This window comes from Mesorhizobium sp. M7A.F.Ce.TU.012.03.2.1 (assembly GCF_004006095.1).
Classification (GTDB): Bacteria; Pseudomonadota; Alphaproteobacteria; order Rhizobiales; family Rhizobiaceae; genus Mesorhizobium.
This window is the reverse complement of record NZ_CP034779.1, coordinates 6,300,698-6,324,719: the sequence shown is the minus strand read 5'-3', so window position 1 is coordinate 6,324,719 and position 24,022 is coordinate 6,300,698. Positions and strand designations below refer to the sequence as shown.

The 24,022-nt window shown below is 63.6% G+C and carries 20 protein-coding genes; 3 read left to right on the top strand and 17 right to left on the bottom strand.

The genetic code is table 11. The annotated features are described in order from the left end of the window. Positions 1–65: 65 nt before the first annotated feature. The 3 genes from EJ079_RS31405 to EJ079_RS31395 form a co-directional block, all read right to left on the bottom strand. Entirely contained in the window at positions 66–830 is a 765-nt protein-coding gene (locus tag EJ079_RS31405) for an SDR family oxidoreductase (RefSeq protein WP_127270269.1), read from the bottom strand. 89 nt (positions 831–919) lie between these two features. Next, complete coding sequence (locus tag EJ079_RS31400) at positions 920–1,810, bottom strand: DUF427 domain-containing protein (RefSeq protein WP_164874019.1); 891 nt, start codon at positions 1,808–1,810, stop codon at positions 920–922. Continuing rightward, on the bottom strand, positions 1,807–3,462 hold the full coding sequence (locus tag EJ079_RS31395) for an ABC transporter substrate-binding protein (RefSeq protein WP_127811050.1): 1,656 nt from the start codon (positions 3,460–3,462) through the stop codon (positions 1,807–1,809). The genes EJ079_RS31400 and EJ079_RS31395 overlap by 4 nt, the downstream gene beginning before the upstream one ends. 113 nt (positions 3,463–3,575) lie before the next feature. On the opposite strand from EJ079_RS31395, the gene EJ079_RS31390 reads away from it, so the two are divergent. After that, a complete protein-coding gene (locus EJ079_RS31390; protein WP_127811049.1) occupies positions 3,576–4,478 on the top strand; it encodes a LysR family transcriptional regulator in 903 nt (300 codons plus the stop codon). A 26-nt stretch (positions 4,479–4,504) separates the two neighbouring features. Here EJ079_RS31390 and EJ079_RS31385 read toward each other — a convergent pair whose 3' ends face one another. The 8 genes from EJ079_RS31385 to EJ079_RS31350 form a co-directional block, all read right to left on the bottom strand. Next, positions 4,505–6,535 carry an ABC transporter ATP-binding protein gene (locus EJ079_RS31385; protein WP_127811048.1) on the bottom strand — a complete coding sequence of 677 codons (2,031 nt, stop codon included), beginning with the start codon at positions 6,533–6,535 and terminating at the stop codon, positions 4,505–4,507. After that, complete coding sequence (locus EJ079_RS31380) at positions 6,528–7,406, bottom strand: ABC transporter permease (protein ID WP_127398729.1); 879 nt, start codon at positions 7,404–7,406, stop codon at positions 6,528–6,530. Before EJ079_RS31380 ends, EJ079_RS31385 begins: the two co-directional genes overlap by 8 nt. Further along, positions 7,403–8,356, bottom strand: a complete 954-nt coding sequence (locus EJ079_RS31375; RefSeq protein WP_127811047.1) for an ABC transporter permease — start codon at positions 8,354–8,356, stop codon at positions 7,403–7,405. Before EJ079_RS31375 ends, EJ079_RS31380 begins: the two co-directional genes overlap by 4 nt. A gap of 70 nt (positions 8,357–8,426) precedes the next feature. Next, on the bottom strand, positions 8,427–10,091 hold the full coding sequence (locus tag EJ079_RS31370; protein ID WP_127811046.1) for an ABC transporter substrate-binding protein: 1,665 nt from the start codon (positions 10,089–10,091) through the stop codon (positions 8,427–8,429). A 169-nt stretch (positions 10,092–10,260) separates the two neighbouring features. Continuing rightward, positions 10,261–11,445, bottom strand: coding sequence for a mandelate racemase/muconate lactonizing enzyme family protein (locus EJ079_RS31365; protein WP_127811045.1), 1,185 nt, complete (start codon positions 11,443–11,445; stop codon positions 10,261–10,263). 1 nt (position 11,446) lies between these two features. Further along, the gene (locus EJ079_RS31360) at positions 11,447–12,553 is read right to left on the bottom strand and encodes a mandelate racemase/muconate lactonizing enzyme family protein (protein ID WP_127811044.1); all 1,107 of its coding nucleotides are present in this window, start codon (positions 12,551–12,553) and stop codon (positions 11,447–11,449) included. 36 nt (positions 12,554–12,589) lie between these two features. Then, on the bottom strand, positions 12,590–13,282 hold the full coding sequence (locus EJ079_RS31355) for a GntR family transcriptional regulator (protein WP_023808713.1): 693 nt from the start codon (positions 13,280–13,282) through the stop codon (positions 12,590–12,592). Positions 13,283–13,388: 106 nt separating this feature from the next. Further along, positions 13,389–14,177 carry a 2OG-Fe(II) oxygenase gene (locus tag EJ079_RS31350; RefSeq protein WP_127811043.1) on the bottom strand — a complete coding sequence of 263 codons (789 nt, stop codon included), beginning with the start codon at positions 14,175–14,177 and terminating at the stop codon, positions 13,389–13,391. 102 nt (positions 14,178–14,279) lie between these two features. On the opposite strand from EJ079_RS31350, the gene EJ079_RS31345 reads away from it, so the two are divergent. Beyond that, positions 14,280–15,212, top strand: a complete 933-nt coding sequence (locus tag EJ079_RS31345; protein ID WP_127811042.1) for a LysR substrate-binding domain-containing protein — start codon at positions 14,280–14,282, stop codon at positions 15,210–15,212. Between the two features lie 22 nt (positions 15,213–15,234). Here EJ079_RS31345 and EJ079_RS31340 read toward each other — a convergent pair whose 3' ends face one another. From EJ079_RS31340 to EJ079_RS31330, 3 genes are read right to left on the bottom strand one after another with little or no spacing between them, the layout of a single operon-like run. Further along, the gene (locus EJ079_RS31340; protein WP_127320305.1) at positions 15,235–16,386 is read right to left on the bottom strand and encodes an efflux RND transporter periplasmic adaptor subunit; all 1,152 of its coding nucleotides are present in this window, start codon (positions 16,384–16,386) and stop codon (positions 15,235–15,237) included. Positions 16,387–16,401: 15 nt separating this feature from the next. Continuing rightward, a complete protein-coding gene (locus EJ079_RS31335; RefSeq protein ID WP_127270244.1) occupies positions 16,402–19,578 on the bottom strand; it encodes a multidrug efflux RND transporter permease subunit in 3,177 nt (1,058 codons plus the stop codon). After that, positions 19,572–19,826, bottom strand: coding sequence for a hypothetical protein (locus EJ079_RS31330; protein ID WP_127270242.1), 255 nt, complete (start codon positions 19,824–19,826; stop codon positions 19,572–19,574). Before EJ079_RS31330 ends, EJ079_RS31335 begins: the two co-directional genes overlap by 7 nt. Positions 19,827–20,068: 242 nt before the next feature. Between EJ079_RS31330 and EJ079_RS31325 the strand changes: the two genes are divergently transcribed. Beyond that, positions 20,069–20,659, top strand: coding sequence for a TetR/AcrR family transcriptional regulator (locus tag EJ079_RS31325; protein WP_127270239.1), 591 nt, complete (start codon positions 20,069–20,071; stop codon positions 20,657–20,659). A gap of 329 nt (positions 20,660–20,988) precedes the next feature. On the opposite strand, the gene EJ079_RS31310 is transcribed toward EJ079_RS31325, so the two are convergent. The 3 genes from EJ079_RS31310 to EJ079_RS31300 all read right to left on the bottom strand — a co-directional run bounded on the left by EJ079_RS31310 (position 20,989) and on the right by EJ079_RS31300 (position 23,930). Further along, entirely contained in the window at positions 20,989–22,011 is a 1,023-nt protein-coding gene (locus EJ079_RS31310; RefSeq protein ID WP_127811039.1) for a LacI family DNA-binding transcriptional regulator, read from the bottom strand. 137 nt (positions 22,012–22,148) lie between these two features. Then, complete coding sequence (locus EJ079_RS31305; RefSeq protein ID WP_127396913.1) at positions 22,149–22,940, bottom strand: ATP-binding cassette domain-containing protein; 792 nt, start codon at positions 22,938–22,940, stop codon at positions 22,149–22,151. Positions 22,941–22,943: 3 nt separating this feature from the next. Then, a complete protein-coding gene (locus tag EJ079_RS31300) occupies positions 22,944–23,930 on the bottom strand; it encodes an ABC transporter permease (RefSeq protein WP_127396914.1) in 987 nt (328 codons plus the stop codon). Positions 23,931–24,022 lie beyond the last annotated feature (92 nt).

Here is a 24,022-nt window from a genome sequence, read left to right as displayed (position 1 = left end):
CATGTCGCGCAACGACTAACGCTTCGCGAGACGTACAAATTCAGACTGCAGGCGAAGCTGAGCTCTTACCAGCAGACGTAGCCGCCATCGACAATCAGGTCGAGGCCGGTGACGAAGCTCGCTGCGCGGCTGGCGAGGAACACCGTCGGCCCGACCATTTCCTCCGGCGCCGCCATGCGCCCCATCGGCGTGTCGCGCTTGAAGATCTTCACCTCTTCCGCCACCTCTGGCCGCTTGTTCATCGGCGTCAGCGTGTAACCGGGACTAACCACATTGACGCGCAGGCCGCGATCGGCCCACTCCATGGCGAGGCTCCTGGACATGTGGATGACGGCAGCCTTCGAAGAGTTGTAGTGCGCCTGCGTCAGGCCGCGGTTGACGATGGTGCCCGACATCGAGGCGATGTTGATGATCGAGCCCTTGCCTCGCGCCAGCATCTTGCGCGCTTCGGCCTGACAGGACAGGAACACGCCGGCGACATTGACGTCGTGAACCTTCTGCCACGTCTCCAGCGGCATCGTCTCGGCGGGCTCGGAGCCGGCAATGCCGGCATTGTTGACGGCGACGGTGAGCGCACCGAGTTCGCTCTCGACGCGATCGATCGCCGTCGCGAGATCGCTCTGCGATGTCACTGTACCGGTCAGCACCAGCGCTTTGCGGCCGAGCGCCGTGATCCGGTGCGCGGTTTCGTCCAGCCCACCCTTCGATGCATGGCCGAAACAGGCGACGTCGGCGCCTGCCTCGGCGAGCCCGATCGCGATTGCCTGGCCGATGCCGCTGCCGGCGCCGGTGACCAGCGCGACATCGCCGTTCAGTTTGAAAAGATCCATCGAGTGCCCTCCCTGGCCCAGGGAGGGTATGCGCTGAGCCGTGCTTCGATCAAGCGCCCGTGCGCAAATGGCTCAAGCGGCGTCGATACTCAGAAATAACCGCTCGACGCGGCCGTGGCTTCCTTCGGGATTTCGACGCCATCGACCAGGATCTTGTCGACCAGTTCGTGGTGGAAGCAGACCAGCCCCTTGATGCGCTCCGCCTCGTGCACCGGCTCGGGATAATACCAGACCAGGTTCTCGTGACGCTTGGCCTTGGTCGTCACGTGATAATAGTTGGAGATGCCCTTGTAAGGACAGCGCGAAATGTAGCGGCTGGGCGCGAACATATCGAGCCGCGTGTCGGCGATCGGCAGATAGTGGCGCACCGGATGGCCGGTCTCGAACAGGAACACGCCGCGGCGTGAATCGGCGACCTGTTCGCCGTCGAGAATGACCTGCACGCGCCGCGACGACGGGAGGCAGTCGACCCGGCGGAACGGATCGCGGGCGTGGACGAAGATCTCCTCGTCCTCCTCGAACCAGTGTCCCATCTTGCTCCAGGTGAACGACATGTAGTCGGATATTGGCGGACAGCCCTTGACCGGATCGAGATAGCGCCAGGCCGCGTCCTCGACCAGCGTGATGCCGGTGTTGAGTGAATAGTGGGTGGCTGTGCCCTTGAACGGGTCCTCTGTCGTCGTCTTGCTCGGCAGCAGGAATTCCTCGCGAACGTCGCCGATCGGGAAGTAGTAGACCGGCAGGTGATCGGATTCGTAGAACACCAAGGCATTGGTCGTATCGGCCACGGTCATCGATCCCACCTGCACACGCAGGCGCTTCTGCGTCGGCATGGTGAAGGCTATGTAGCCCGGCTCGAATTCATACTGCACGATGGTGTCGAGCAGCGGAAAATGCGGCCCACGGCCGCGCAGATGGGGCTTGCGAATGGTAGTCTCCCGTTTTGTTTCTTTTGTCATCGGGCGCTGGCGCACGATCAGCTCAACGACACGCGGTCGAGCAGCAGGCCGGCCGCGATCGGCGGAAGGCCGCTGACATTCTTGCGCACCGGCACCAGCAGATCGGGGAAATAGCTGAAGATGACAGGCGTCTCGTCGAGCAGCAATTTCTGGATGTCAGAGGCGGCAGCGCGCTGCGCGCCGGCATCGAGCGCCTTGAGATAGCTGGTGACCATGCCATCATAGGCCGGGCTCTTGAAATGCGCCGCGTTCCAAGGGCCGTCGCTGACCAACGGGCTCTTGAGGAAGACGTTTGGCACGCTGCGATGCGCGTAGTCGGTGATGCCGAGCGGGCTGTCCAGCCAGTCCGACTGGCCGAACACCGCTTTGCCGTAATATTTGTCCTGGTCCTCGATGTTGAGCGAGATGCGCGCACCGATCTCCTTGGCGAAATTCTGGAACAATTGCGCATAGCCCGGAATGTCGGAATAGCGCAGCGTGGTCAGCGTGATGTCGAAGCCTTCGGCGAGACCCGCCGCCTCGAGCAACTGCTTGGCCTTGGCGATGTCCTGGACGCGTTGCGGCACCGACTTGTCGGTCGCCGGGAAGGCCGGCGCGAACGGGCTGTCATTGCCAGTCGCCGCCATGCCGCGGCACAAGCCGTCGACCAGCTTGGCGCGGTCGATGCACAGCGCCAGCGCCTGGCGCACGCGCTTGTCGGTGAAGGGGCCGGTGTCGCAGCGCATGTGCAACTGGCGGTGCGCGGTCGAAGCGACACGCAAGACGGTGATATCAGGACTGTTCAGCACGACCTGGCTGACATCGAGCGGGACGGCATCGAGAATGTCGACCTCGCCGGCCTGCAGCGCCAGGATGCGCGGCTGCACATCGCCGTAGAACTTGAATTCGAGCCGGTCGGGCAGCGCCTTCTCACCCCAATAGTCGGGGTTGCGGATGAAGGTCGCGCCGACCTTTGGCGTGTAGCTTTCCAACCGGAACGGTCCGGTGCCTTCGAACGTCTTTTCGTAATCGCCCTTGTAGCTCGCCGGCAGGATGACGGCGTTGTAATTGTCGATCGACACTGAATAGGGAAAGCTGCCATTCGGCGCATCGAGATGGAAGGCGACGGTGTGGTCGTCGACCTTCCGGGTGCCGCCCTTCGAAAGAAGGCCTTTGAACACCGAAAGCGCGTTGGAAGCGCCGTTGGGATCGGCCAGCCGGTCGAAGGTCGCGACGACGTCGTCGGCCTTGAAATCCTCGCCATTGTGGAATTTCACGCCCTTGCGCAGCTTGAAGGTCCACACGCTGCCATCCTCGTTCGGCGCCCAGCTCTCTGCCAGCACAGGCTTCAAAGTGAGGTCCGGCTGCGTGATGCAGAGAAACTCGGCGGTTTGGAAAACCAGCTGGTAGCTGCCGCTGTCATAGTAGGTGACGGGATCGATGGCGCCGCCCGGCGTCGCCACGCCGGCGCGCACCGTGCCGCCCGGCTTGCCCTCGGCGCGGGCCTGCTGTGTGCCGAGGCCGGCCGCCGCGACGAGACTGCCCAGGAACGGCAAGGAAAGCCCAAGCACGCTGCCATGGCGCAGGAAGTCACGGCGGTCCATCCTGCCGGCCAGCAATTCGTCGACAGCGGAATTTTCGATTGCAGTGAGTGTTCTGCGAGCGTTGTCGATCATCCGGAAATGCTTGGGCATGGCTGGATTCCTCGCTTGTCTTGGGGTTCAGCCATCTAGTTCATTGTTGACTGTCGCCGGAAAGCGATATTTTTTGATAGGAGTCATCGAAATTTTCGATGCAGGAGGTGGGCATGGACACTGAGAATCTGCGCAGCTTTCTCGAAGTCGCCACCCATGGCAGCTTCACCGTCGCGGCCAGCCGGCTCAACCTCGCCCAGTCCACGGTCAGTGCGCGGATCAGGGGACTGGAGGATCAGCTGGGACGCCGGCTTTTCGTGCGTGACCGCGATGGCGTCACGCTGACGCCGGCCGGCCGGCAGTTCCTGCCGCACGCATCGTCTATCACCCGCACATGGGAGCAATCACGGCAGGATATCGCCGTTCCCGATGGTTATGAGACCTTGCTGCGGCTGACCGCGCCTGCCTATCTCTGGGACCGCATCACCTCGCCATGGGTCGAGTGGATGCGCGCCAGGCGGCCGAACGTGGCGCTGCGGCTTGAAGGCAGTTTCCCGGATCTGGCGATCGACCAGCTGGCGGAAGGCCTGCTCGACATCTGCATCCTCTATCTGCCGCGACCGCATCCCGGCATTGTCTACGAGACGCTGGCCGTCGATCAGGTCGTGCTCGTCCAGCACGCCGCACAGACCAAGCCATGGACCGAAAACTATATCCTGATGGACTGGGGACTGGAGTTCCGCATCGAGCACGACCGCGCCTTTGCCGGCATGGTCAAGCCGGCGATTTCGGCCGGGCTGGTCTTCATCGGGCTGCAGCACGTGCAGTCGCAGCAGGCCGCCGCCTATCTGCCGCTCAGTGCCGTCAGCGGTCATATCGAGCGCGGCGAGATGCGGCGCATCGACAACACACCGGTATTCCAGCGGCCGATCTACCTCGCCTATCCCTCGAACCCCGTGTCCTCGGATGTTCTGGATGTCGCGCTCACAGGTCTGCGCACGCTGGCCAGGGACTGGGCCGGAGGGCAGGGCTTTTCAGAAGGTGACCGTGCTCTCAGCATGGCCGACCAGATCTGACCGGCCAAGCCACGCGAGCGAGAGCGCTATGCCGGCTCGGTCACGACCGCTCTCTGCAGCCTGGCCAGTTCGGAGTAAGGAATGTGGCAGCGGATGGAATGGCCGGGCTGGGCCTCGCCGAGTGGCGGCTCCTGCTGCTCGCAGATCGGGCCGATCTTGCGCGGGCAGCGCGTGTGGAACACGCAGCCTGACGGCGGGCTGGTGGCGCTGGGGATCTCGCCGTCGAGACGAATGCGTGCCGTATCGGTCTGGTCGAGTTTGGGCACGGCCGACAAAAGCGCCTCGGTATAGGGGTGATGCGGGCCGGAAAAGACATCTTCCGACGGTCCGAGTTCCATGATGCGGCCGAGATAGAGCACGGCGATCTTGTCGGAGAGGTAACGCACCACGGCAAGGTCGTGCGAGATGAAGATGTAGCTGACGTCTTCCTTCGACTGAAGGTCGGCGAGCAGATTGAGGATCGCAGCCTGCACCGAGACGTCGAGCGCCGAGGTCGGCTCGTCGCACACCACGATGCGCGGATTGCCGGCGAAGGCGCGCGCAATGGCGACGCGCTGCTTCAGGCCGCCGGAGAGCTGGCGCGGCTTGACGGCCAGATGCCGGTCGGTGAGCCGCACAGAGCGGACGAGGTCGTTGAGGCGCGCCTCCAGCGCCTTGCCGGAGAGGCCGGCCAGCCGCTTCAGCGCCCGGCCGATCAGATGGCGAATCGAATGCGAGCGGTTGAGTGCGGAGTCCGGGTTCTGGAAGACGATCTGCATCGCCTTGATCTGGTCGTCGCTGCGGTTCTCCAGCCTGGGCGCCAGCGCCTTGCCCTCAAGTTCGATGGTGCCGCCTTCGTCCGGCGGCACCAGGCCGAGCAGCAGCCTGGCGAAGGTCGTCTTGCCGCTGCCGGATTCGCCGACCAGCCCGAGCGTCTCGCCGGGCCGCAAATCGACCGAAACATCCTTGACGGCGCGCAGTGCATGACCGTGGCTGGAATAGGTCTTGTTCAACCCGGCGACGCGCAGCACCGGTGCTGCCGCCGGCTTTGGGGCGGGCGCCACATCGCTCGGTGTGGCACGCGGCAGCGCTTGCGCCTTGTCGTGATGGAAGCAGCGCGACAGCCGGCCGCCCAGATCATAGAGCGGCGGCAATTCGCTGCGGCAGGGATCGTCGGCGAGCGCGCAGCGATCGGCGAAGGCGCAGCCCTTGATGTCGGCCCCGATGCCGGGCAGGAAACCCGGAATGGTGTCGAGCCGGCCCTGATCCTTGCGTTGGCCGCCGCGCGGCAGGCAACGCAGCAGGGCGACCGTGTAGGGATGGCGCGGATCGTTAAACACGACCTCCGTCGGCCCTTCCTCGACCAGCATGCCGGCATAGAGCACGCCGACCCGGTCGCACATGTTGGAAACGACGGCGAGGTTGTGGCTGATGAACAGGATCGAGGCCGACAGTTCCTGCCTGAGCTGTGCGATCAGGTCGAGCACTTCGGCCTCCACCGTCGCATCGAGGCCGGTGGTCGGCTCGTCGAGGATCAGCATCGACGGATCGTTGGCCAGCGCCATGGCAATCGCCACGCGTTGCTGCATGCCGCCGGAAAGCTGGTGCGGGTAGCGCTGCATGACGCTGACGGGGTCGGAGATGCGCACTCGGTTCAGCATCGCAATCGCCCGGTCAGTGGCCGCTCGTCCCGAAACGCCGCCGAGTTCAAAAATCTCGGTCAGCTGACGGCCGACGCGGATCGATGGGTTCAGCGCCTTGCCCGGGTCCTGATAGACCATGGAGACGCTTTCCGCGCGCGCCCGCCTGAGCGCTTCGGCGTCAAGTTTCATCACATTCTGGCCGTCGAGCGAGATCGCGCCGCCGGTGATCGAGCCATTTCTCGGCAGATAGCGCACGACGGTGAGCGCCACTGTCGACTTGCCGCAACCGGACTCGCCGACCAGCCCATAGGCTTCGCCCTGGCCGATGGTGAGGCTGAGGTTGCGCAGCACGGCGCGATTGCGGCCGGCGACGCGGTAGGCAACCGAAAGATCGATGAGTTCGAGCGCGTTTTCGGCCTTGGCGGAGTTAGTCATTGAGCGCTCCGTGAACGCCGTCGGCCGCCAGATTGACGCCGATCACCAGCGAAGCGATGGCGAGCGCATCGAACAGCACCGTCCACCAGAAGCCGCCGCCGATCATGCCGTAATTGTTGGAGATCGAGAGCCCCCAGTCGGGTGAGGGCGGCTGGATGCCGAAACCCATGAAGGAGAGCGTGGCGACCGCGAAAATGGCGTAGCCGAGCCGCACGGTGGTTTCGACCAGGATCGGCGGGATGACATTGGGCAGGATCTCGACGAACATCGTATGCAGCGCACTTTCATGCCGAAGCTGTGCGGCGGCGACATAGTCGAGCTCGCGCTCGGCCAGCACCGCCGAGCGCACGGTGCGCGCGATGATCGGCGCGAAGCTGAGACCGATGACGACGATGACCGTCGTCTTGGAGGTGCCGAGCGCAACGATGGCCAACAGCGCAACGATGACCACCGGGATCGCCATGAAGGCTTCGAGGATGCGGCTGACGACATCGTCGACGAGACCGCGAAAATAGCCGGTAAGGAGGCCAAGCGCCGTGCCGGCTACCGTCGCCAGCAAGGTTGCCAGCGGTGCGACGGTCAGGATGTCGCGCGAACCGACGATGACGCGCGAGAAGACGTCGCGGCCGATCTGGTCGGTGCCGAACCAGTGTTCGGAAGAGGGCGGCGCCAGCGCGTTGATGATGTCGTCGGCGAGCGGATCGTAAGGTGCGAAATGCTCGCCCAACAGCGCACAGGCAACCCAGAACAGCACGATGGCGAAACCGACAAGGAATGTGCGCGAGCGCAGCAGCGAGAAAAAGACCTCCGCCAGCGGGCCGCGCCGGCGCGTGTCGTCTGGTGTCGGAGAGCTGGTTTGGACGGCGCTCATTGATCTGACCCCAGACGGATACGCGGATTGAGCACGGAATAGAGGAAGTCGGCGACAAGGGTGGCCAAGGCATAGACAATGCCGATGGTGAGGATGCCCGACTCCAGCATCGGGAAATCCTTGCCGCGCGCGGCGGTGAAGATCAGCGACCCGATGCCCTGGTAGCGAAACAGCGTTTCGATGACGACAAGGCCGCCGATGAGGTAGCCGGTCTGCGTCGCGATGACGGTGATGGTCGGCAGCAGCGCATTGCGCAGCACATGCCGCCAGATCACCGTGCGCCAGGGCAGGCCCTTCAGCACGGCCGTTCGCGTGTAGTCGGAATCGAGCGCCTCGATCATGCCGGAGCGTGCCATGCGGGCGATGTAGCCGAACAGCACCAGGAACAGCGGCAGCGAGGGCAGGATCAGGTAATAGAGCTGCGTGAAGAAGCCGGCGTCGCGCGGCCATGCGGCCGATATCGGCAGCCAGCGCAGCCAGACACCAAAGATCAGGATCAGGATGATGCCGGTGACGAATTCCGGCAGCACCGTCACCGACAGGCCGCCGAGACTGATGATGCGGTCGAGCGGGCGGTTGAGGTTGAATGCGGCGACGACGCCGCCGAGGATGCCGATCGGCACCACCAGCACGAAGGCGACCGCCGCCAGCTTCATCGAATTGCCGAGCGCATCGATGACGAAAGGCGCGACCGGCGAGCGGAAGATGTAGGACGTACCCATGTCGCCCTGGACGAAGTTGGAGATCCAGCTCCAGTATTGCGTTAGCAGCGGGCGATCGACGCCGAGCGTGTGATTGAGCGCGTCGACCGCGCGCTGGTCGGCGAACGGGCCCAATATGGCGCGCCCGACATTGCCGGGCAGCACCTGGCCGCCCAGGAACACCATGATGCTGAGCAGGAACAGCGTGACGAGCGACAGCGAGACACGCCGGACAAGGAAGGAGAGAATGGCTAGGACTCCTTGTGGAGCCAGCCCCCATGCGGGAGCTGGCTGTTAGAGGATTGGCTTTCCCTTCCGTTCAGGCCTTCGATGCCTTGTCGAGGAACAGCTGCGACATGGCGGTCGGCTGCACGCCGGCCACACCCTTCGCCGTCGCCGTGAGATAGTCGTAGAAATAGCCGAAGATGACAGGCGTTTCCTCGAGCAGCAGCTTCTGGATCTTGCCGGCGTCGGCCTTCTGTGCCTCGAGGTCGAGGGCTGCGATGTAGCTGGTCGCCAGCGCGTCATAGTCCTTGTTCTTGAAGTGTGCCGCGTTCCAGGTGCCTTCACTCTTCAGCGGTGCCGCGAGATAGACGTTCGGCACGCCGCGGTGACCATAGTCGGTGATGCCCATCACCGAATCCAGCCAGTTCGACTTGCCGAACACCGCGTCTCCGTAATAGCCGCTTTGGTCGAGGATGTTGAGGTCGAGTTGGACACCGATCTCCTTGACCCAGTTTTGGATTAGCTGGGCGTATTCGGGGATTTCCAGGTAGCGTTCGGTGGTCAGGGTTATCTTGAAGCCCTGGCCAAGGCCGGCTGCTTCCATAAGCTGCTTGGCCTGGGCGATATCCTGCTTGCGTTGCGGCACGCTCGTATCGGTCGAAGGATAGACGGCGGCGAACGGGCTGTCATTGCCTAGAGCGGAGCGTCCCTTCATCAGGCCGGCGGCCAGCTTGTCGCGATCGAGGCAGAGCGCAATGGCACGGCGCACGCGCGCATCCTTCAACGGACCCTCGTCGCAGCGCATGTGCAGTTGCTGATGGGCCGACGACTTCAGGCTGATGATGTCGACGTTGGGATCGTTGAGCAGAGCGACGCCGGCCAGCACGGGCATCTGGTTGATGATGTCGACCTGTCCGCCCTGCAGCGCCAGGATCTGCGGCTGCATATCGGTGAAGAAGGTGAATTCGGTGCGTTCCGGCAGTGCCTTCGGACCCCAATAGTCTTCGTTGCGGACGAAGGAGGCGCCGACCTTTGCCGTGTATTTCTCTATTCTGAACGGCCCGGTGCCGTCGAAGCTCTTCTCGTAGTCGCCCTTGTAACTCGCCGGGATGATGACGGCGTTGTAGTTGTCGGACGACAGCATGTAGGGGAAGTTGCCGTTCGGCGCATCGAGGTGGAATTCCACCGTGTAGTCGTCGACCTTCTTGGAGGCGCCCTTCTGCAGGATGCCGTTGAACACCGACAGCGCGTTGGACGAGTTTGCCGGATCGGCAAGGCGGTCGATGCTGGCCACGACGTCCTCGGCCTTCATCTCGCCGCCGCTGTGGAATTTTACGCCCTTGCGCAGCTTGAAGGTCCAAACCGTGCCGTTGTCGTTCGGCTTCCAGCTCTCGGCCAGCGCCGGCTGCAGCACCAGATCGGGACCGTCGACGCAGAGAAACTCGGCAACCTGCTGCATGACAAGCAAGCCGCCGGCGTCGGCAATGGTGACCGGGTCGATCGTCGCTGCCGGCACGCTGCTGGCGACACGGATGGTGGCGCCGGGCGCGCCCTGGGCGCGCGCCAGCGACGGCATGCCGCCGAGGCCGGCTGCCATGCCGATACGGCCCAGCAGCGGCAGCGACAGGCCGAGCAGGCTGCCGTGACGGACGAAGTCGCGGCGGCTGACACGACCGTCGACAAGGCCGTCGATCAGGTGATTTTCAAGCGGCGTGCGATTGCGCCGGATCAGGTCGAGAATGCTGTAGTTCTTGCTCATGGGTTTTTACCCTTTCCCCTATTTCTTATGGTTGACGAAATTTCGTGGATTGCTCCATTTTCCCGCCGCCAGAGAGGCCTGTCGACAGGAACCTTAGCATGCGGTTTTGTCCGGTCCATCCAGTCGTGGCGTGGACGCGCCGGCTTCCTGGCTGCACTGCTTCCGCCGTCTAGTTCAGCGGCAAACGGCGATAGGTTCCGGGTTTTGCCGGGTCATGATACTTGTTGCACGGTCCTTTCTCGGTAAAGTCTCTGTGACAGGCAGCGAGGTTCTTGCGCGACAAGGCGACGCCGAGACCGGGACCTTCCGGAACGCGCACGAAATTGTTTCTCGGCGAAAACGGCCCTTCCTCGGTGACATCCATCGGCAGCATGCGAAACAGCGACTGGTTCGGCTCCCTGATCCAACCAAGTGCCGCGCACAGGTGCAGATAGGCGGCACTGCCGATGCCGCTGTCGCCGCTGTAGCACCAGAAATCGATGCCGGCGTGCTCGCAGGCGCCAACGAAGCGCAGTAGCCGGCCGATGCCGCCATGCGTCGTCGGGTTGCCGACGAACGCGTCCGGAACCTTGGTTTCCATGGCGCGCGCAATGTCGATGTTGTGGGTCGAGAACGGGATCGAGCAATGGCGCCGCAATTCGCGCATCTCCTCGATCGTCGCCACCGGATCCTCCCAGTTGCGCACGCCCAACTCTTCCAGCGGGCGCGCCAGCCGCCGCGCGGTGCTGAGTGAATAAGCCTGGTTGGAATCGATACGGATCATCGCATCGTCGCCGAGTTTCTTGCGGATCAGCTCGACCATCCTGAGCGAGACTTTCGGATCTTCGGTCGAGAACTTGCCTTCGAAGAAGGTCGTTCCATGCGTCTCGTGCAATTCGACGCAATAGTCGGCGACTTCCTCGGGCGTCGTCTCGCCCTTCACCTTCGGCCCGTCACCGCGCAGCGAAAAATAGTCGGTGAACGGGATGTCCTTGCGCACGGCGCCGCCAAGCAACTGGTAGAGCGGCTGGTTCCACGCCTTCCCGCGCAGGTCCCACAACGCCATCTCGATGGCGCCGAAGGCCATGATGCGGGTGCGGTCGTTGATCGACTGCACGCCGGTCCAAAAGGGCAGGCAGACATGCTCGGCGCCGGCGATGTCGAAGGCATCGCGGCCGACCAGCCGTGGCGCCAGGACATCGTTGATAATCGCGGCCGCCGCTGGCATCGGCGCTTCGCCAAGGCCAATCAAGCCATCCTCGGTCTCGACCTCGACAATCGTCGGCGAAAATCCGTCGAGCTCGCCGAACACCCAGGCATAGGGCGCTTCGAGGCGCAAATTGATCGGCGTGGCTTTGATGCTGCGGATCTTCATCTCAGCGGCCGACCTCGAAGAAGGGCTTCCCGAGCAAATCGGGAACGACATCGATGCCAAGGCCGGGGCCATCTGGAACGCCCATGCGGCTGCCGGTGACCGGGGGCATGTTCGACGCCGTGCGCACCGTCACCCATTCATGGAAGGCGATGGCATGCAGCCGGCGCTCTTCCGGCGTCGACAGCGACAGATGCGCCATCGCCGCGGTGTCGATCTCGGCGCCGCCCGTGTCCTCGACCGTGATCATGAAGCCGAGGTCGACGGCAACGTCGCGGATCTGGCGCGTCTTCGTCACCCCGCCAAGGCGCGAGATCTTCAGGGTCAGCCCGTCGGCCGCACCCAGGCGATGAATTTCCAGCATCGCCTCGAGCGAGGTGACGGATTCGTCGAGCACCATCGGTTTGTCAAGCATGCGGCGAACCGACATGTTCTCGTCGATCGTCGTGCAGGGCTGCTCGAACGTGTAGTCGATGGCGCGCGTCGCGTCGGCGAACTGGCGCGCCTGATAGGGCGTCCAGCCGGCATTGGCGTCGCAGAAGATGACCGTACCTTTCGGCACCGAGGCGGCGACCGCGGTGACACGCTCGATGTCGTCATGCACATTGCCGCCGACCTTGACCTGTAGCCGGTGGAAGCCGTCCTTGACGATGCGCTTGGCCAGCGCGGCCATGGCGTCGACGCTGCCGTGCGTGACGACCTTATAGAGTTCTGCGGTGTCGCTTTCCTTGCCGCCGAGCAGCGTGACCAGCGGCACGTCGGCGGCGCGCCCCGCCAGATCCCAGCAGGCCATGTCGAGCGCCGACTTGATGTAGGGATGACCCTTGAACACCGTGTCCATCAGCCGGCCGATGCTGGCTAGTCCGCGCGGATCATGGCCGATCAGATGCGGCGCGATCTCGACCACGCCGGCGCGAACGCCGGCCGGGAAGGCTGCCGAGTAAAAATTGCCGAGCGGCGCCATCTCGCCCCAGCCGGTGATACCGCTGTCTGATGCAATGGACACGATCACCGCGTCGAAAGCGTCGGCCTCGCGCCCCTTCGACATGCGGTATGGCCCGTCCACGAAGGGCTGCACGACATGGTAGGCCTTGATGGTTTCGATCTGCACGTGTCTTGTCCGCTGTCTGTGATGGTGGGGAACGGGTCAGGCGCCCCTCGACGGGCGTTGTTCGAGGCCGCGCGCATAGGCAAGCAACTCCTCGAAATCGAGATCGATGTGCTCCCTGGCATGGCGCTGGGCTGCACGCATGTCCTTGCCCTTCAGCAACCGCACATAGGTTTCGTGAACGTCTTCGGCCGGCACCGGCTCATTGCGGGCATGCTGGTGGAGCGCAAAATACATCTGCAGCCGGCTGGTCAGCCGCTGCCAGGTTTCCAGCAGCACCGAATTGTCGGCCCATTCGTAGATCAGGCCATGCAGTTGCAGCGCGGTTTCGATTTGGCGTGTCGTGTCCAACGCACGGGTCGCCTGCTTCACGGCTTCGTGACGCCGGTCGAGCTCGTCGAAGAAGCGCTGGTCGCGCAGCGGCCACGCCCGCTCGATGGCCAGTTCGTCCATCACCTTGTTGAACGAATAGGCATCGTCGATGTCCTTGGCTGTGACCTCGATGACGAAGGTGCCGGCATAGGGGATGCTGGTCAGGATGCCTTCCTGGACCAGTTCGCGCATTGCCTCGCGCAACGGCGCGCGGCTGACCCGCATCTGTTCGGAAATCCGCAGCTCGTTGAGCTTCTGGCCGGGTGCGAGCTGCCCGGTCAGGATCGCGCGCCGCAACAGCGCGACGATCTCGGCGCGTCGCGTCGTGTCCGCAATCGGACTGAAATCCGCTTTCGCCATTCGGCCACTCCCAGGGAAATCGAAAGCAAGACAAGCAGATTGTCGACAATCTAACAAGAGGTCATCTTCGGATTCTTGGGGCCGTTGGCATGTCGGCCTTTCGGTCTCAGGCGGCACGGCCGTAGAAGCCGACCCGCTCCTCGGGGCTGAACATCACGCCGGGCTTTTCATAGTAGGAAAACACCGCGATCATGCGCTCGCGCTCGCCTTCGACCGTGGTGACGCGATGCGCGGTGTTTTTGCCGCGGAAGACATTCAGCGTGCCGGGCTTCATGCGCAGGATCTTTGCATCGGGGTCGCGCCCGTCCAGCAGCCTTGCGACGCCGTCATAGTTGGGATTGCTGTCAGATCGCAGATCGGTGCGGTATTCGAGGTCGCCGCCGTATTCCGCTGCCTGCAGCAGCAGCGTCGTCGTGAATTCGGAACGATCGAAATGCCAGTTCAAAGCTTCGCCGGCGCGATAGGCCATGACATTGGTTCGCGCCAGCGGATCCTGCATGACATGCAGCCTGGTCTTGCCCATCGTGGCCGCCAGGAAGCGCAGCAGCGGTTCGTATTCGTAGATGGCGAGCACGACGCTGGCCGGAATCTGGTCGGCACAGACGGTGTGGCTGATGGTCTCCACCTTGCGCAGCGCCGGATGGTCGGGTGCAAGCTCGGGGATGTCAGGCTTGAAGTAGATGTTGTGCATCCGCTTGTGCACATGCGAGCGCGCGGCCATCACCGGCTGGATTTCGCGCACGGCTTGTTCCGCCACGCCGGGGCGCAAAAACCCTTCCAGATTGAACATGCCGTCGGCTTCGAGCGCGGCGACGGATTGTTCGACAAGGCGCTGCCATTCGGCGCTGCCTTCGCGGTCGAGCGGATAGCGGTCGAGATCGAGGATGTCTTTCATCGTCATGGCTCCGAAGGTTTCGAGCCTATGAGACGGCAAAAAAATCTTTCTCTCAACGTCGAAAATAATTAGGATTGAGCAAGAAAAACTTATGGATCTGTTGTGGAACGGTTGCCGCCGCTGAATGCGATCAAGGCTTTTGAAGTTGCCGCCCGTGCCGGCAGCTTCACCTTGGCCGCTTCTGAACTCGGCGTGTCCTCTGCAGCGGTCAGCCAGCAGATACGCAATCTTGAGAACTGGTTCGGCAAGCAATTGTTCGTGCGCACCGGCAACCGCATTGCGCTCACCGATGCCGGCCACGCCATCTATCCACAGACCGCGAAGGCTTTGGGAGACATCGCCGCTATAGGCCAGCGCATGCTGGAGGGCGGGATGCGGACGCGCCTGGTCGTCAGCGTGCCGTTCTCGCTGGCCGAACTGTGGCTGGCGCCGAGGCTGGCGGTACTTCTCGATGCCTTTCCGCAGATGGCGATCGACGTTCGGGTCGAGGACGATCCGGTCGACCTGATGCGCCAGAACATCGACCTGCGCATCAGCTATGGCGATTATCACTATCCCGGATTGAAACTCGTCCGTCTCGTCCATGACGACGTCCTGCCTGTCTGCGCACCGGAATTCTGGCACCGGCACGGCAATGGCGATACCAGTCTGGCGGATTTGCACGAGAGCCAGTTCATCCACACCAATTGGGGGCCGAACTATGCCTCGCACCCCACCTGGGCTGACTGGTTTGCGGCCTCCGGCGGCAGCCGCTCACCCAACCCGTCGCACGGGCGGCGCGTCGGCCTGTCCAGCCTTGCGATCGCCTCGGCAAGGCTGGGCCTGGGCATCGCGCTTGGCCAGCGGGTCATGGCGCGCGCCGATCTGGCGGCCGGTCGGCTGATTGCGCTCTCCTCCGTCTCGGTGCGCCTCGGGCATCCCTACTGTGCATTCATGCCGCCGGCCAAGGCCGACCGCGCCGATGTTGCCGGTCTGGTGGAACTGCTCAGTCGAGCGGCGCCCGCGACCTGTGGGAAGGTCGGGGCGCCGCGCTGAAGCCGGGTCCTGACGGGGGTGTTCAGGTGGCCGGCTTTTCCGGTATCGGCGATACAGGCGCTCCGGGTCCGATCTTCTGCAGATTGCCCGTGATCACCTGGTCGCCCTCGGCGACGCCGCTGAGGATGGCGACCTGACCGCCGCTCGTCGGTCCGAGCGAAACCAGCCGCTGGTCGACCGTGTTGTCCTTGCCGACGACATAGAGATATTTGCCGAGCTGGCTCGAGCCCAGCGCCGTCTGCGGCACCATCAGCGCGTCGGCCTGCTCTCTCACATGCAGCCGGACACGAACATATTGGCCGGGCAGCAGCGTGAACTTGCCGTTACCGATCGTTGCGCGCGCCGTGATCGTGCCGGTCGAGCGGTCGACCGAATTGTCGATGAAGGTAAGCTCGCCCTTCTGGCTGGCCTCGGTCTGGCCGGGGAGCAGCACCTCCACTTCGATCGGGCCGTTCGCACGGGCTTGCTCGATCTCGGCCAGATCCGTCTCGCTCGGGTTGAAGGTGACGTAGATCGGATCGAGTTGCACCAGCGTGTTGAGCACGGTGCCGGCAACGCTGACCAGCGTTCCGACCGAAGCCTGGTTGCGGCCGAGACGCCCGGCAAACGGCGCCCGGATTTCGGCGTAGCTCAGATTGAGCTCTGCCGTGCGGACCGCCGCTTGGTTGACCGCCAGCGACGCCTGTGCCTCGCGCAAGGTGCTGGTGCGCTGGTCGAAGCCGTCCTTGGCGAGGTAGCCGCTCTTGGCGAGCTCGGTGCCGCGACCGAGGTTGGAGCGGGCATAGTCGAGCGTCGCCGTATCGCGCTGCACTTGCGCCTTGGCCTGGTCGAGAGCCGCCTGGAAGTCGTCAGGCGAGATTTTGTAGAGAAGGTCGCCTTGCCGGACGTCGACGCCGTCGGCTGCGGTCTGCTCCTGCAGATAGCCCGGAATCCTGGCCTGCAAGGTGATGCTGCGGATCGGTTCCGTCCGCGCGGCATAGTCCAGGTAGATCGGGATCGTCTTCTTGACGACACTAACCACCGGCACCGGCATGACGAATGCCGCCGGAGCAGGCGTCGCCGCGGCCGTGCCGGCATTGAGGCTGAGGTTGCCCATGTCGAGCAGGTGGACGCTGGCCACCGAGATCGCTCCCAGCGCGACGGCCGTTCCCAACGCGATTTTCCATTTACGCATGATCAGTCTCCAATCTTATTCGGCCGCTTCCGCCAGGGGGCGCAAGGCGGGCTCAGTCGTTGGTTCATTGTCTTGAGAGGCGGGCTCGTCATTGCCGCGGCGTTCGCGCAGCTGTTCGATGACCGCGTAGAACACCGGCACGAACACCAGCGACAGGATGGTCGCCGCGACCATGCCGCCGAACACGGTGGTGCCGATCGACTGCCGGCTTGCCGCACCGGCGCCGGTCGCAAACATCAGCGGCAGCACGCCGAGGATGAAGGCGAAGGCCGTCATCAGGATCGGCCGCAGCCTGAGCCGTGCCGCCTCCATCGCCGCGTCGACGATGCTGAGGCCTTCTTCGCGCCGTCGCCTTGCGAACTCGACGATCAGGATCGCGTTCTTGGCCGCCAGGCCGATCAGCATGACGAAGCCTATCTGCGAGTAGACGTCGATCTGCATGCCACGCAGCAACAGGGCCACGAAGGCGCCGAACAGGGCCAGTGGCACCGCCAACAGCACCATGAACGGCATCGCCCAGCTCTCATACTGCATCGCCAGGATCAGGAAGACGAAGACGATGGCGAGGCCGAAGACGACGGACGCGATCGATCCTGCCTTGAGCTCCTGGAAGGTGATGCCGGTCCATTCGAAACCGAAATCCCTTGGCAGCGCAATGGCGGCGGCCCGTTCCATCGCGGCAACCGCCTGGCCCGAGGAAAAGCCGGGTGCGGCACCGCCATTGATCGAGGCCGAGGCATTGTTGTTGTAATGCGGCACGGTCTCCGGGCCGACGAAGGGCACGAGTTTGCCCAGCGTCGAGAGCGGCACCATGCCGCCGGAGGCATTGCGCACATAGAGCCGCGAAATGTCGGCGGCACCCGCACGTGCATCCTTGTCGGCCTGGATGGTCACCCGGAAGGTGCGGCCGAACAGGTTGAAGTCGTTGACGTAGAGCGAGCCGAGATAGATCTGCAGCGTGTTGAAGACATCGGGCAGATTGAGGCCGAGCAGCTTGGCCTTGCTGCGGTCGAGGTCGTAGTTGAACTGCGGCGTCGAGGTCGAGAATGGCGAGAACAGCTGCTGCGGGTTGATTTCCGGCTGCTTGCGCGCCTCGGCGATCACGGCTTGCGTCGCATCGTTGAGGGCTGAACTGCCGCGGCCGGTCAAATCCTCGACGACGAATTCGAAGCCGCCTGTGGTGCCGATACCCGGGATAGAGGGCGGATCGAAGCTCAGCGCGAAAGCTTCAGGGATCTGCATCAGCTTGCCGCGCACATCGGCGACGAGCTTCGACGCGCTCTGGTCGGGGCCGCGCTCCTCCCACGGCTTCAGGATGGCGAATTCGACCGCCGAATTCGACTGCGCCGCACTGGTCAGGAAATTCAGGCCGCTGATCGAGCCGACAATCTCGACGCCGGGCGTCGCCTGCAGGATGTCGCGCGCCTTCTGCGCCACCGCGTCGGTGCGTTCCAGCGACGCGCCGTCGGGCAACTGGATGACGACGAAGAAATAGCCCTGGTCCTCGACCGGAAGGAAGGTCGAGGGCAGGCGCTGCCAGACGAAGTAGGTGGCGACCAGGCCGGCCGCGAACAGGCCGAGCATGATCCAGCGCAAGCGGATGAGAATGCGTACGCCATTGGCGTAGGCGTGCGACAGCCTGTCGAAGCCGGTGTTGAACCAGCGGAACGGAGCGAACTGCGTCTCGCCGCGATGCCGCAGGAAGGCCGCGCTGAGCGCGGGACTGAGCGTCAGCGAGTTGAAGGCCGAGATGCCGACGGAAATCGCCACAGTCAGCGCGAACTGGTTGTAGAGCTTGCCGGAGACGCCGGGAATGAAGGCGACCGGCACGAACACCGCCATCAGCACCGCGGTGGTGGCGATGATCGGTCCGGTGACCTCGCGCATTGCGGCCTTGGTCGCCGCAAGCGGCTTGAGCCCGGCCTCCAGCTGTCGTTCGACATTCTCAACCACGACGATGGCGTCGTCGACGACGAGGCCGATCGCCAGCACCATGCCGAGCAGGGAGAGCATGTTGAGCGAGAAGCCGAGCATCTCCATGACGACCAGCGTCGCCACCAGCGACACCGGAATGGCGATGGTCGGGATGATCGTCGTGCGCCAGCTTTGCAGGAAGAGGAACACCACGGCGACGACCAGCACCAGCGCTTCGCCGAGCGTGATCAGCACGTCATGCATCGACGCCGAGACGAAGCGCGTCGTGTCGTAGTGCATTGCATAGGACACGCCCTTCGGGAAGCGGCCCGACAGCTCCTGCATCTTGTCTTTGACGCGCTGCTGCAGATCGAGCGCGTTGGAGCCGGGCATCTGGTAGACGGCGAGCACCACGGTCGGGTCCTTGCCGAAGAAGGCCGACGACGAATATTGCAGTGCGCCGAGCTCGATGCGGGCGACGTCGCGCAGCCTGACCAGCGAGCCGGTGTCGGTGTTGGCGCGCACGACGATGTCGCCGAATTCCTTTGGATCGCTCAACCGGCCGACGGCGTTGACCTGCATCTCGAAGGCGGTGCCGGCGGGTGCCGGCGATTGGCCGATCTTGCCGGCCGCCACCTGGACATTCTGCTCGGCGATGGCGTTCTGCACATCGACCGCGGTGATGCCGAGATTGGCGAGCTTGTCGGGATCGAGCCAGACGCGCATCGAATAGCGCCGCTCGCCGAAGATCTGCACATCGCCGACGCCGGGCAGGCGCTTCAGCGGATCGACCACCTGCAGATAGGCAAGGTTGCTCAGCGCCACCGGATCGACCGAACTGTCGGGCGAAGTCAGGTTGACGATGAGGACGAAGTTCGGGTTCTGCTTCTTGATCGTCACGCCGCCCTGGTTGACGATCGCCGGCAGCGACGAGGCGGCCTGCGAGACGCGGTTCTGCACGTCGACGGCGGCGGTGCTCAGCGAATAGCCGACATCGAAGGTGATGGTGATGGTCGAGGAGCCGTCATTGGAGCTCGTCGACGACATGTAGGTCATCCCCTGCACGCCGTTGATCTGCTGCTCCAGCGGCGTTGTCACCGTATCGGCCACCACTTGCGCGCTGGCGCCTGGATAGTGGGCGCTGACCACGACCTGCGGCGGCGTGATGTCGGGAAACTGCGAGACGGGCAGCAGGAAATAACAAATCGACCCGGCGAGCACCATGATGATGGCGATCGCCGAGGCGAAGATCGGACGGTGGATGAAAAAGTTTACCACGAGACGCAAGCCTCCCCGGCTGCTCTTGCCCGCCCGAAGGCGCTGGCGACGCTGGACAGTCTTTGACCGCGCTTGTCACCGAGGTCGTCCCGCGAATGCAGCAACGGCACCTCGTTGCGCTGCGCATCGGCAAGCGAGCGCAGCATCGTCTCGAAGGCGCGCGGGTCGACGCCATCGGCTCTCATGACCAGCCGGATCATCGGATCCCGGACGGCTTCATCTATGGTAAGATCGCGGCGCTGTGGCATTGGCCGGCTCCTTGTCTGTCGACTCGCAGCACGTGCTCGCGAACCGTTTTCATCTTTTCACCGGCCGAGGCCGCATGATTGGCAGTTTCTTGTCCCTCTCGTCGGCAGGGCCAGTTCACGGCCTTGTTATTGACGGTGGACGATATAGGTGTTACCAGTAAGTAACATTCTGGAAGTTACAGACCGGTAACACCCTAGTCAAGAGGTGGCCGAGGGTTTTTTGGAAACGAAAGGAGATCATGATGGCAGACGGCATCGTGGAGCGCTCTCGTCCCCGGGATCGGATCCTGGAGACGGCACGCGACATGTTCCACAAGCATGGCATCAAGGGTGTCGGCGTCGACGCCATCACCGAAGCTGCCGGCACGAACAAGATGACGCTCTATCGTCACTTCGAATCCAAGGACGAACTGATCGTCGAATGCCTGCGCGCCAATGCGGCCAAGGCCGGCGCTATGTGGGATGCGTTCGAGGCCGAATTTCCTGGTGACAAGCTTGCCCAGCTGCATGCCTGGGTTCGCAAGGCGGCTGCCATGCTCAATGCGGACGGGCGCGGCTGCGACATGGCCAACGCCGCCGCTGAGCTGACCGAGCCGGACCATCCGGCCAGGCTGGTGATCAAGGAGCTCAAGGAAGCCCAGCGCGAGCGCCTTGTGACGCTATGTCGGGATGCGGGCATCGGCCAGGCTGAACTGCTCGCCGATACGCTGTCGCTTCTGCTCGAGGGCGCGCGGGTTAGCGTGCAGACCGTAGGGTCGGAAGGTCCGAGCACGCAGTTCGTGCGCATGGCTGAAGGATTGATCGTTTCTTTCCGGGGCGCCGCCGCAGGTTGAGGTGACCTGTCGCCTGTCCATGTGCGCCATTCATCGCGTGATGACTGGGCGCGCTTTGGTGTCGCTGTGCCGCCATCCCTGTCGGCCAAACGAAAAAAGCCCGCTGCCGGGAGGAGGTGGCAGCGGGCTCGATTTTCGAATGTGGCGCGGGAGGAGGTGCACCCCATTCAGCGTCGGCATCGCATCTGGGAGGAGTAGATGGCCGACAACCAGAACCTACGAGTTGCCCAACGATTCGGCAACAAAGAAACTTGCATAGCTGCTGTGCAGATTTGCCGTGCCAATTATCGTACAAATCCGGAAACCCGGTTTAGCCAAGCCATTTCGCATTACTGCACCGGGACGTTTTCCCTGAAAATCAGCCGCGGTTCGATGAACTTCTTGGTCAGATAGGGCGCTGCCGACGCGATCGAGCCGAGCAGGCGAATAACCGACTGTTCCGCGATCAGCCGCGCATTCTGGTCGATGACGACATCGAGCAGGTCGTCGACGAGATGACCGCGCGTGTCCTTGGTCAGATCGTGGCAGATGAACACCGGCTTGCGGTTCGGCCTGGCCTCGCGGATCGCCTTTGCAACGCCCGAATGTCCAGCTCCAACGCAATAGATGCCAAGCAGTTCCGGCTCGTCGTGCAGCGCCTTCATGGTCTCGGTGTAGCTGGCATCGGGCTCGTCGTTGACCTCGACGGCGCTGCTGACGGTCAGATTCGGAAACTCCTCACTGAGCACCGAGCGGAAACCCATCTCGCGTTCCTCGTGGCCGCGATAGGAACGTGAGCCGACGACCATCGCCAGATGACCGGTGCGGCCGCCAAGGAAGCGTCCCATCAGCAGCGCCGCCGTTCGTCCCGCCACCCGGTTGTCGATGCCGACATAGGCCGCGCGCGGTGCCGCCGGAACATCGGACACCAGCGTCACCAGGCGCATGCCGGCATCGACGATGTCGCGCAGGATGTTGCGCGTACGCGGATGATCGACGGCGATCACGCCGACGCCATTGGCCCTGAGCGACAGGTTTTCGACAGCGCTCTGCAGCGCGTTCGGCGAGACACCGGCGAGGTTGTGGATCCGGCACGAGGCGACAAGCGGCAGGCGCGCGGCGTAGTCCTCGATGTGCCCGGCGAGATCGCGCATGAAGGCATTGCTGCCGATCGGCAGCAGGAATTCAAGGTGGGCGGGCCGCGAGGGTAGCGTCACCTGATCGGCGACCGGCAGATAGCCGACTTGCTTGGCCGCCTCCATGACGCGCTGGCGGTTGGCCGCACTCGCACCCGGCCGGTTGTTGAGCACCCGGTCGACCGTTGCGGTCGACAGCCCGCAGCTACGAGCGATATCGGAGACAGTGGCTTTCATGCCGTAACCCACAGCCCGCAGTTGCGTGCGGTATCCGAGACTGTGGCTTTCATGCTGCAATCCTGTTCGCCATGCGGTGGCGCGTCAGACAAGCGATGCGATCTGAGGTGACGGGTGATTGCCGCCCATCACCATTCTCAGTGCGATGGCTTGCCATCGGCGATGGCATCGCGGATTTCCTTGTCCGACATGCCGGTGATGATCCGTTCGACCTCCGCCACGCTGGTCTTCTTGGGGTCTATGTCGTCAGCAACCACCTTGCCGCGGCGCATGACGACGATGCGGTCGACTACCTGGAAGACATGGTGGATGTTGTGGGCGATGAAAATGCAGGAATGGCCGGAATCGCGGGCGCTGCGCACGAAGCTCAGCACACCCTGTGTTTCGGCGACGCCGAGATTGTTGGTCGGCTCGTCGAGAATGATCAGGTCGCTGTCGAAATGCATGGCGCGCGCGATCGCCACCGCCTGGCGCTCGCCGCCGGAGAGCGAGCCGATCGGCGTCGTCGACGGGATGTTCTTCGAGATGCCTACCTGCTTGAGCAAGTCGCGAGCAACCGTGTTCATCGCATCCTGGTCCATCCGGTTGAGGAAGCGCGGCGGCTTGATCGGCTCGCGCCCGAGGAACAGATTGCGGGCGATCGACAGTTGCGTCACCAGCGCCGAGTCCTGGTAGATCGTCTCGATGCCGTGGGCGATGGCGTCGCTGGTGCTGCGCAGGCTCACCTTCTTGCCGCGGATGAAGATATCGCCGCTGGTCAGCGGAACGGCACCCGAGAGCACCTTGATCAGCGTCGACTTGCCGGCGCCATTGTCGCCGAGCAAGCCGACGATCTCCCGTTCATTGACATGGAAATTGGCATCCTCCAGCGCCTGCACGCGGCCATAGGACTTGCGGATGCTCGTCATGCGGATCAGTGGCTCGGCCATGGTTCAAGTCCCCGCCTGGTGCCGGCGTTCCAGCCATGAATGCAGCGCCATCATGCCAAGGATGATAGCGCCGATGAAGATGTTGTAGGCAAGACCGGGCACGCCGATCAGCACGATGCCGTTGCGCATCACGCGCAGGATCAGGATGCCGAGCACCGTGCCGATGATTGTGCCGCGCCCGCCAGTAAGTGCTGTACCGCCGATCACCACCATGGCGATGACTTCCAGTTCGTAGCCGGTGCCGCTGTTGGGGTTGGCGGCGGAAGTGCGCAGCGACGAGATGACGCCGGCAAGCGAAGCCATGACCGACGACAGCACGAACAGGCCGATCTTGACGCCGCTGACATTGACGCCGCGCGCCCTTGCAGCACTCGGGTTGCCGCCGGCCGCCTGGATCCAGTTGCCGGTGCGGCTTTGCGTCAGAACATAGCCGAGCCCGATCGCCGCGGCGATGAACCAGAACAGCGACATGTAGATGCGGAACGGGCCGATGAAGAAATCGCCGACCAGCACTTCCGCCAGCCAGCTGCCTTCCGCGCTCCAGGTGCGCTGGGGAAAACCATCGGTGACGAAAAGAGCGGTGCCGCGCACCACCAGCAGCATGCCAAGCGTCACCAGGAAGGATGGGATCTTGAGCTGCGTCACGAACCAGCCATTGACCAGCCCGATGAAGGCGGCGACCAGCAGCGCGGCGACAAAGCCGACCTCAAGGGAGGTCAGGCCGCTGTTGAACAGGGTCCACATCAAGACCGGCGAGAAGCCGAACAGGGAGCCGACCGAGAGGTCGAACTCGCCCGATGTCATCAACAGCGTCATCGCCAGCGCGATCAGGCCGAGTTCGACCGTGAAGGCCAGCGTGTTGGAGATGTTCTGCGGCGACAGGAAGTCGTGGTTGAAACTCCAGAAAACGGCGATCTCGACGACGAGCAGCACCAGCGGGCCGAATTCCGGCCGTGCGATCAGGCGTTGGACGAGCGAATGATTTTCCACAGGCAATCCGCGACATGAGTGGAAGGCTGAGCGTTGCACATCGCGTGCGAAGGGCTCGGCGAAATGGAGAGCCAGTCGCGACCGTTGGGCGG

Coding starts and splice junctions, on each gene's coding strand:
- EJ079_RS31405 (WP_127270269.1), bottom strand. CDS start 830: ATGGATCTTTTCAAACTGAACGGCGATGTCGCGCTGGTCACCGGCGCC.
- EJ079_RS31395 (WP_127811050.1), bottom strand. CDS start 3,462: ATGCCCAAGCATTTCCGGATGATCGACAACGCTCGCAGAACACTCACT.
- EJ079_RS31390 (WP_127811049.1), top strand. CDS start 3,576: ATGGACACTGAGAATCTGCGCAGCTTTCTCGAAGTCGCCACCCATGGC.
- EJ079_RS31385 (WP_127811048.1), bottom strand. CDS start 6,535: ATGACTAACTCCGCCAAGGCCGAAAACGCGCTCGAACTCATCGATCTT.
- EJ079_RS31380 (WP_127398729.1), bottom strand. CDS start 7,406: ATGAGCGCCGTCCAAACCAGCTCTCCGACACCAGACGACACGCGCCGG.
- EJ079_RS31370 (WP_127811046.1), bottom strand. CDS start 10,091: ATGAGCAAGAACTACAGCATTCTCGACCTGATCCGGCGCAATCGCACG.
- EJ079_RS31365 (WP_127811045.1), bottom strand. CDS start 11,445: ATGAAGATCCGCAGCATCAAAGCCACGCCGATCAATTTGCGCCTCGAA.
- EJ079_RS31355 (WP_023808713.1), bottom strand. CDS start 13,282: ATGGCGAAAGCGGATTTCAGTCCGATTGCGGACACGACGCGACGCGCC.
- EJ079_RS31350 (WP_127811043.1), bottom strand. CDS start 14,177: ATGAAAGACATCCTCGATCTCGACCGCTATCCGCTCGACCGCGAAGGC.
- EJ079_RS31340 (WP_127320305.1), bottom strand. CDS start 16,386: ATGCGTAAATGGAAAATCGCGTTGGGAACGGCCGTCGCGCTGGGAGCG.
- EJ079_RS31330 (WP_127270242.1), bottom strand. CDS start 19,826: ATGCCACAGCGCCGCGATCTTACCATAGATGAAGCCGTCCGGGATCCG.
- EJ079_RS31325 (WP_127270239.1), top strand. CDS start 20,069: ATGGCAGACGGCATCGTGGAGCGCTCTCGTCCCCGGGATCGGATCCTG.
- EJ079_RS31310 (WP_127811039.1), bottom strand. CDS start 22,011: ATGAAAGCCACTGTCTCCGATATCGCTCGTAGCTGCGGGCTGTCGACC.
- EJ079_RS31305 (WP_127396913.1), bottom strand. CDS start 22,940: ATGGCCGAGCCACTGATCCGCATGACGAGCATCCGCAAGTCCTATGGC.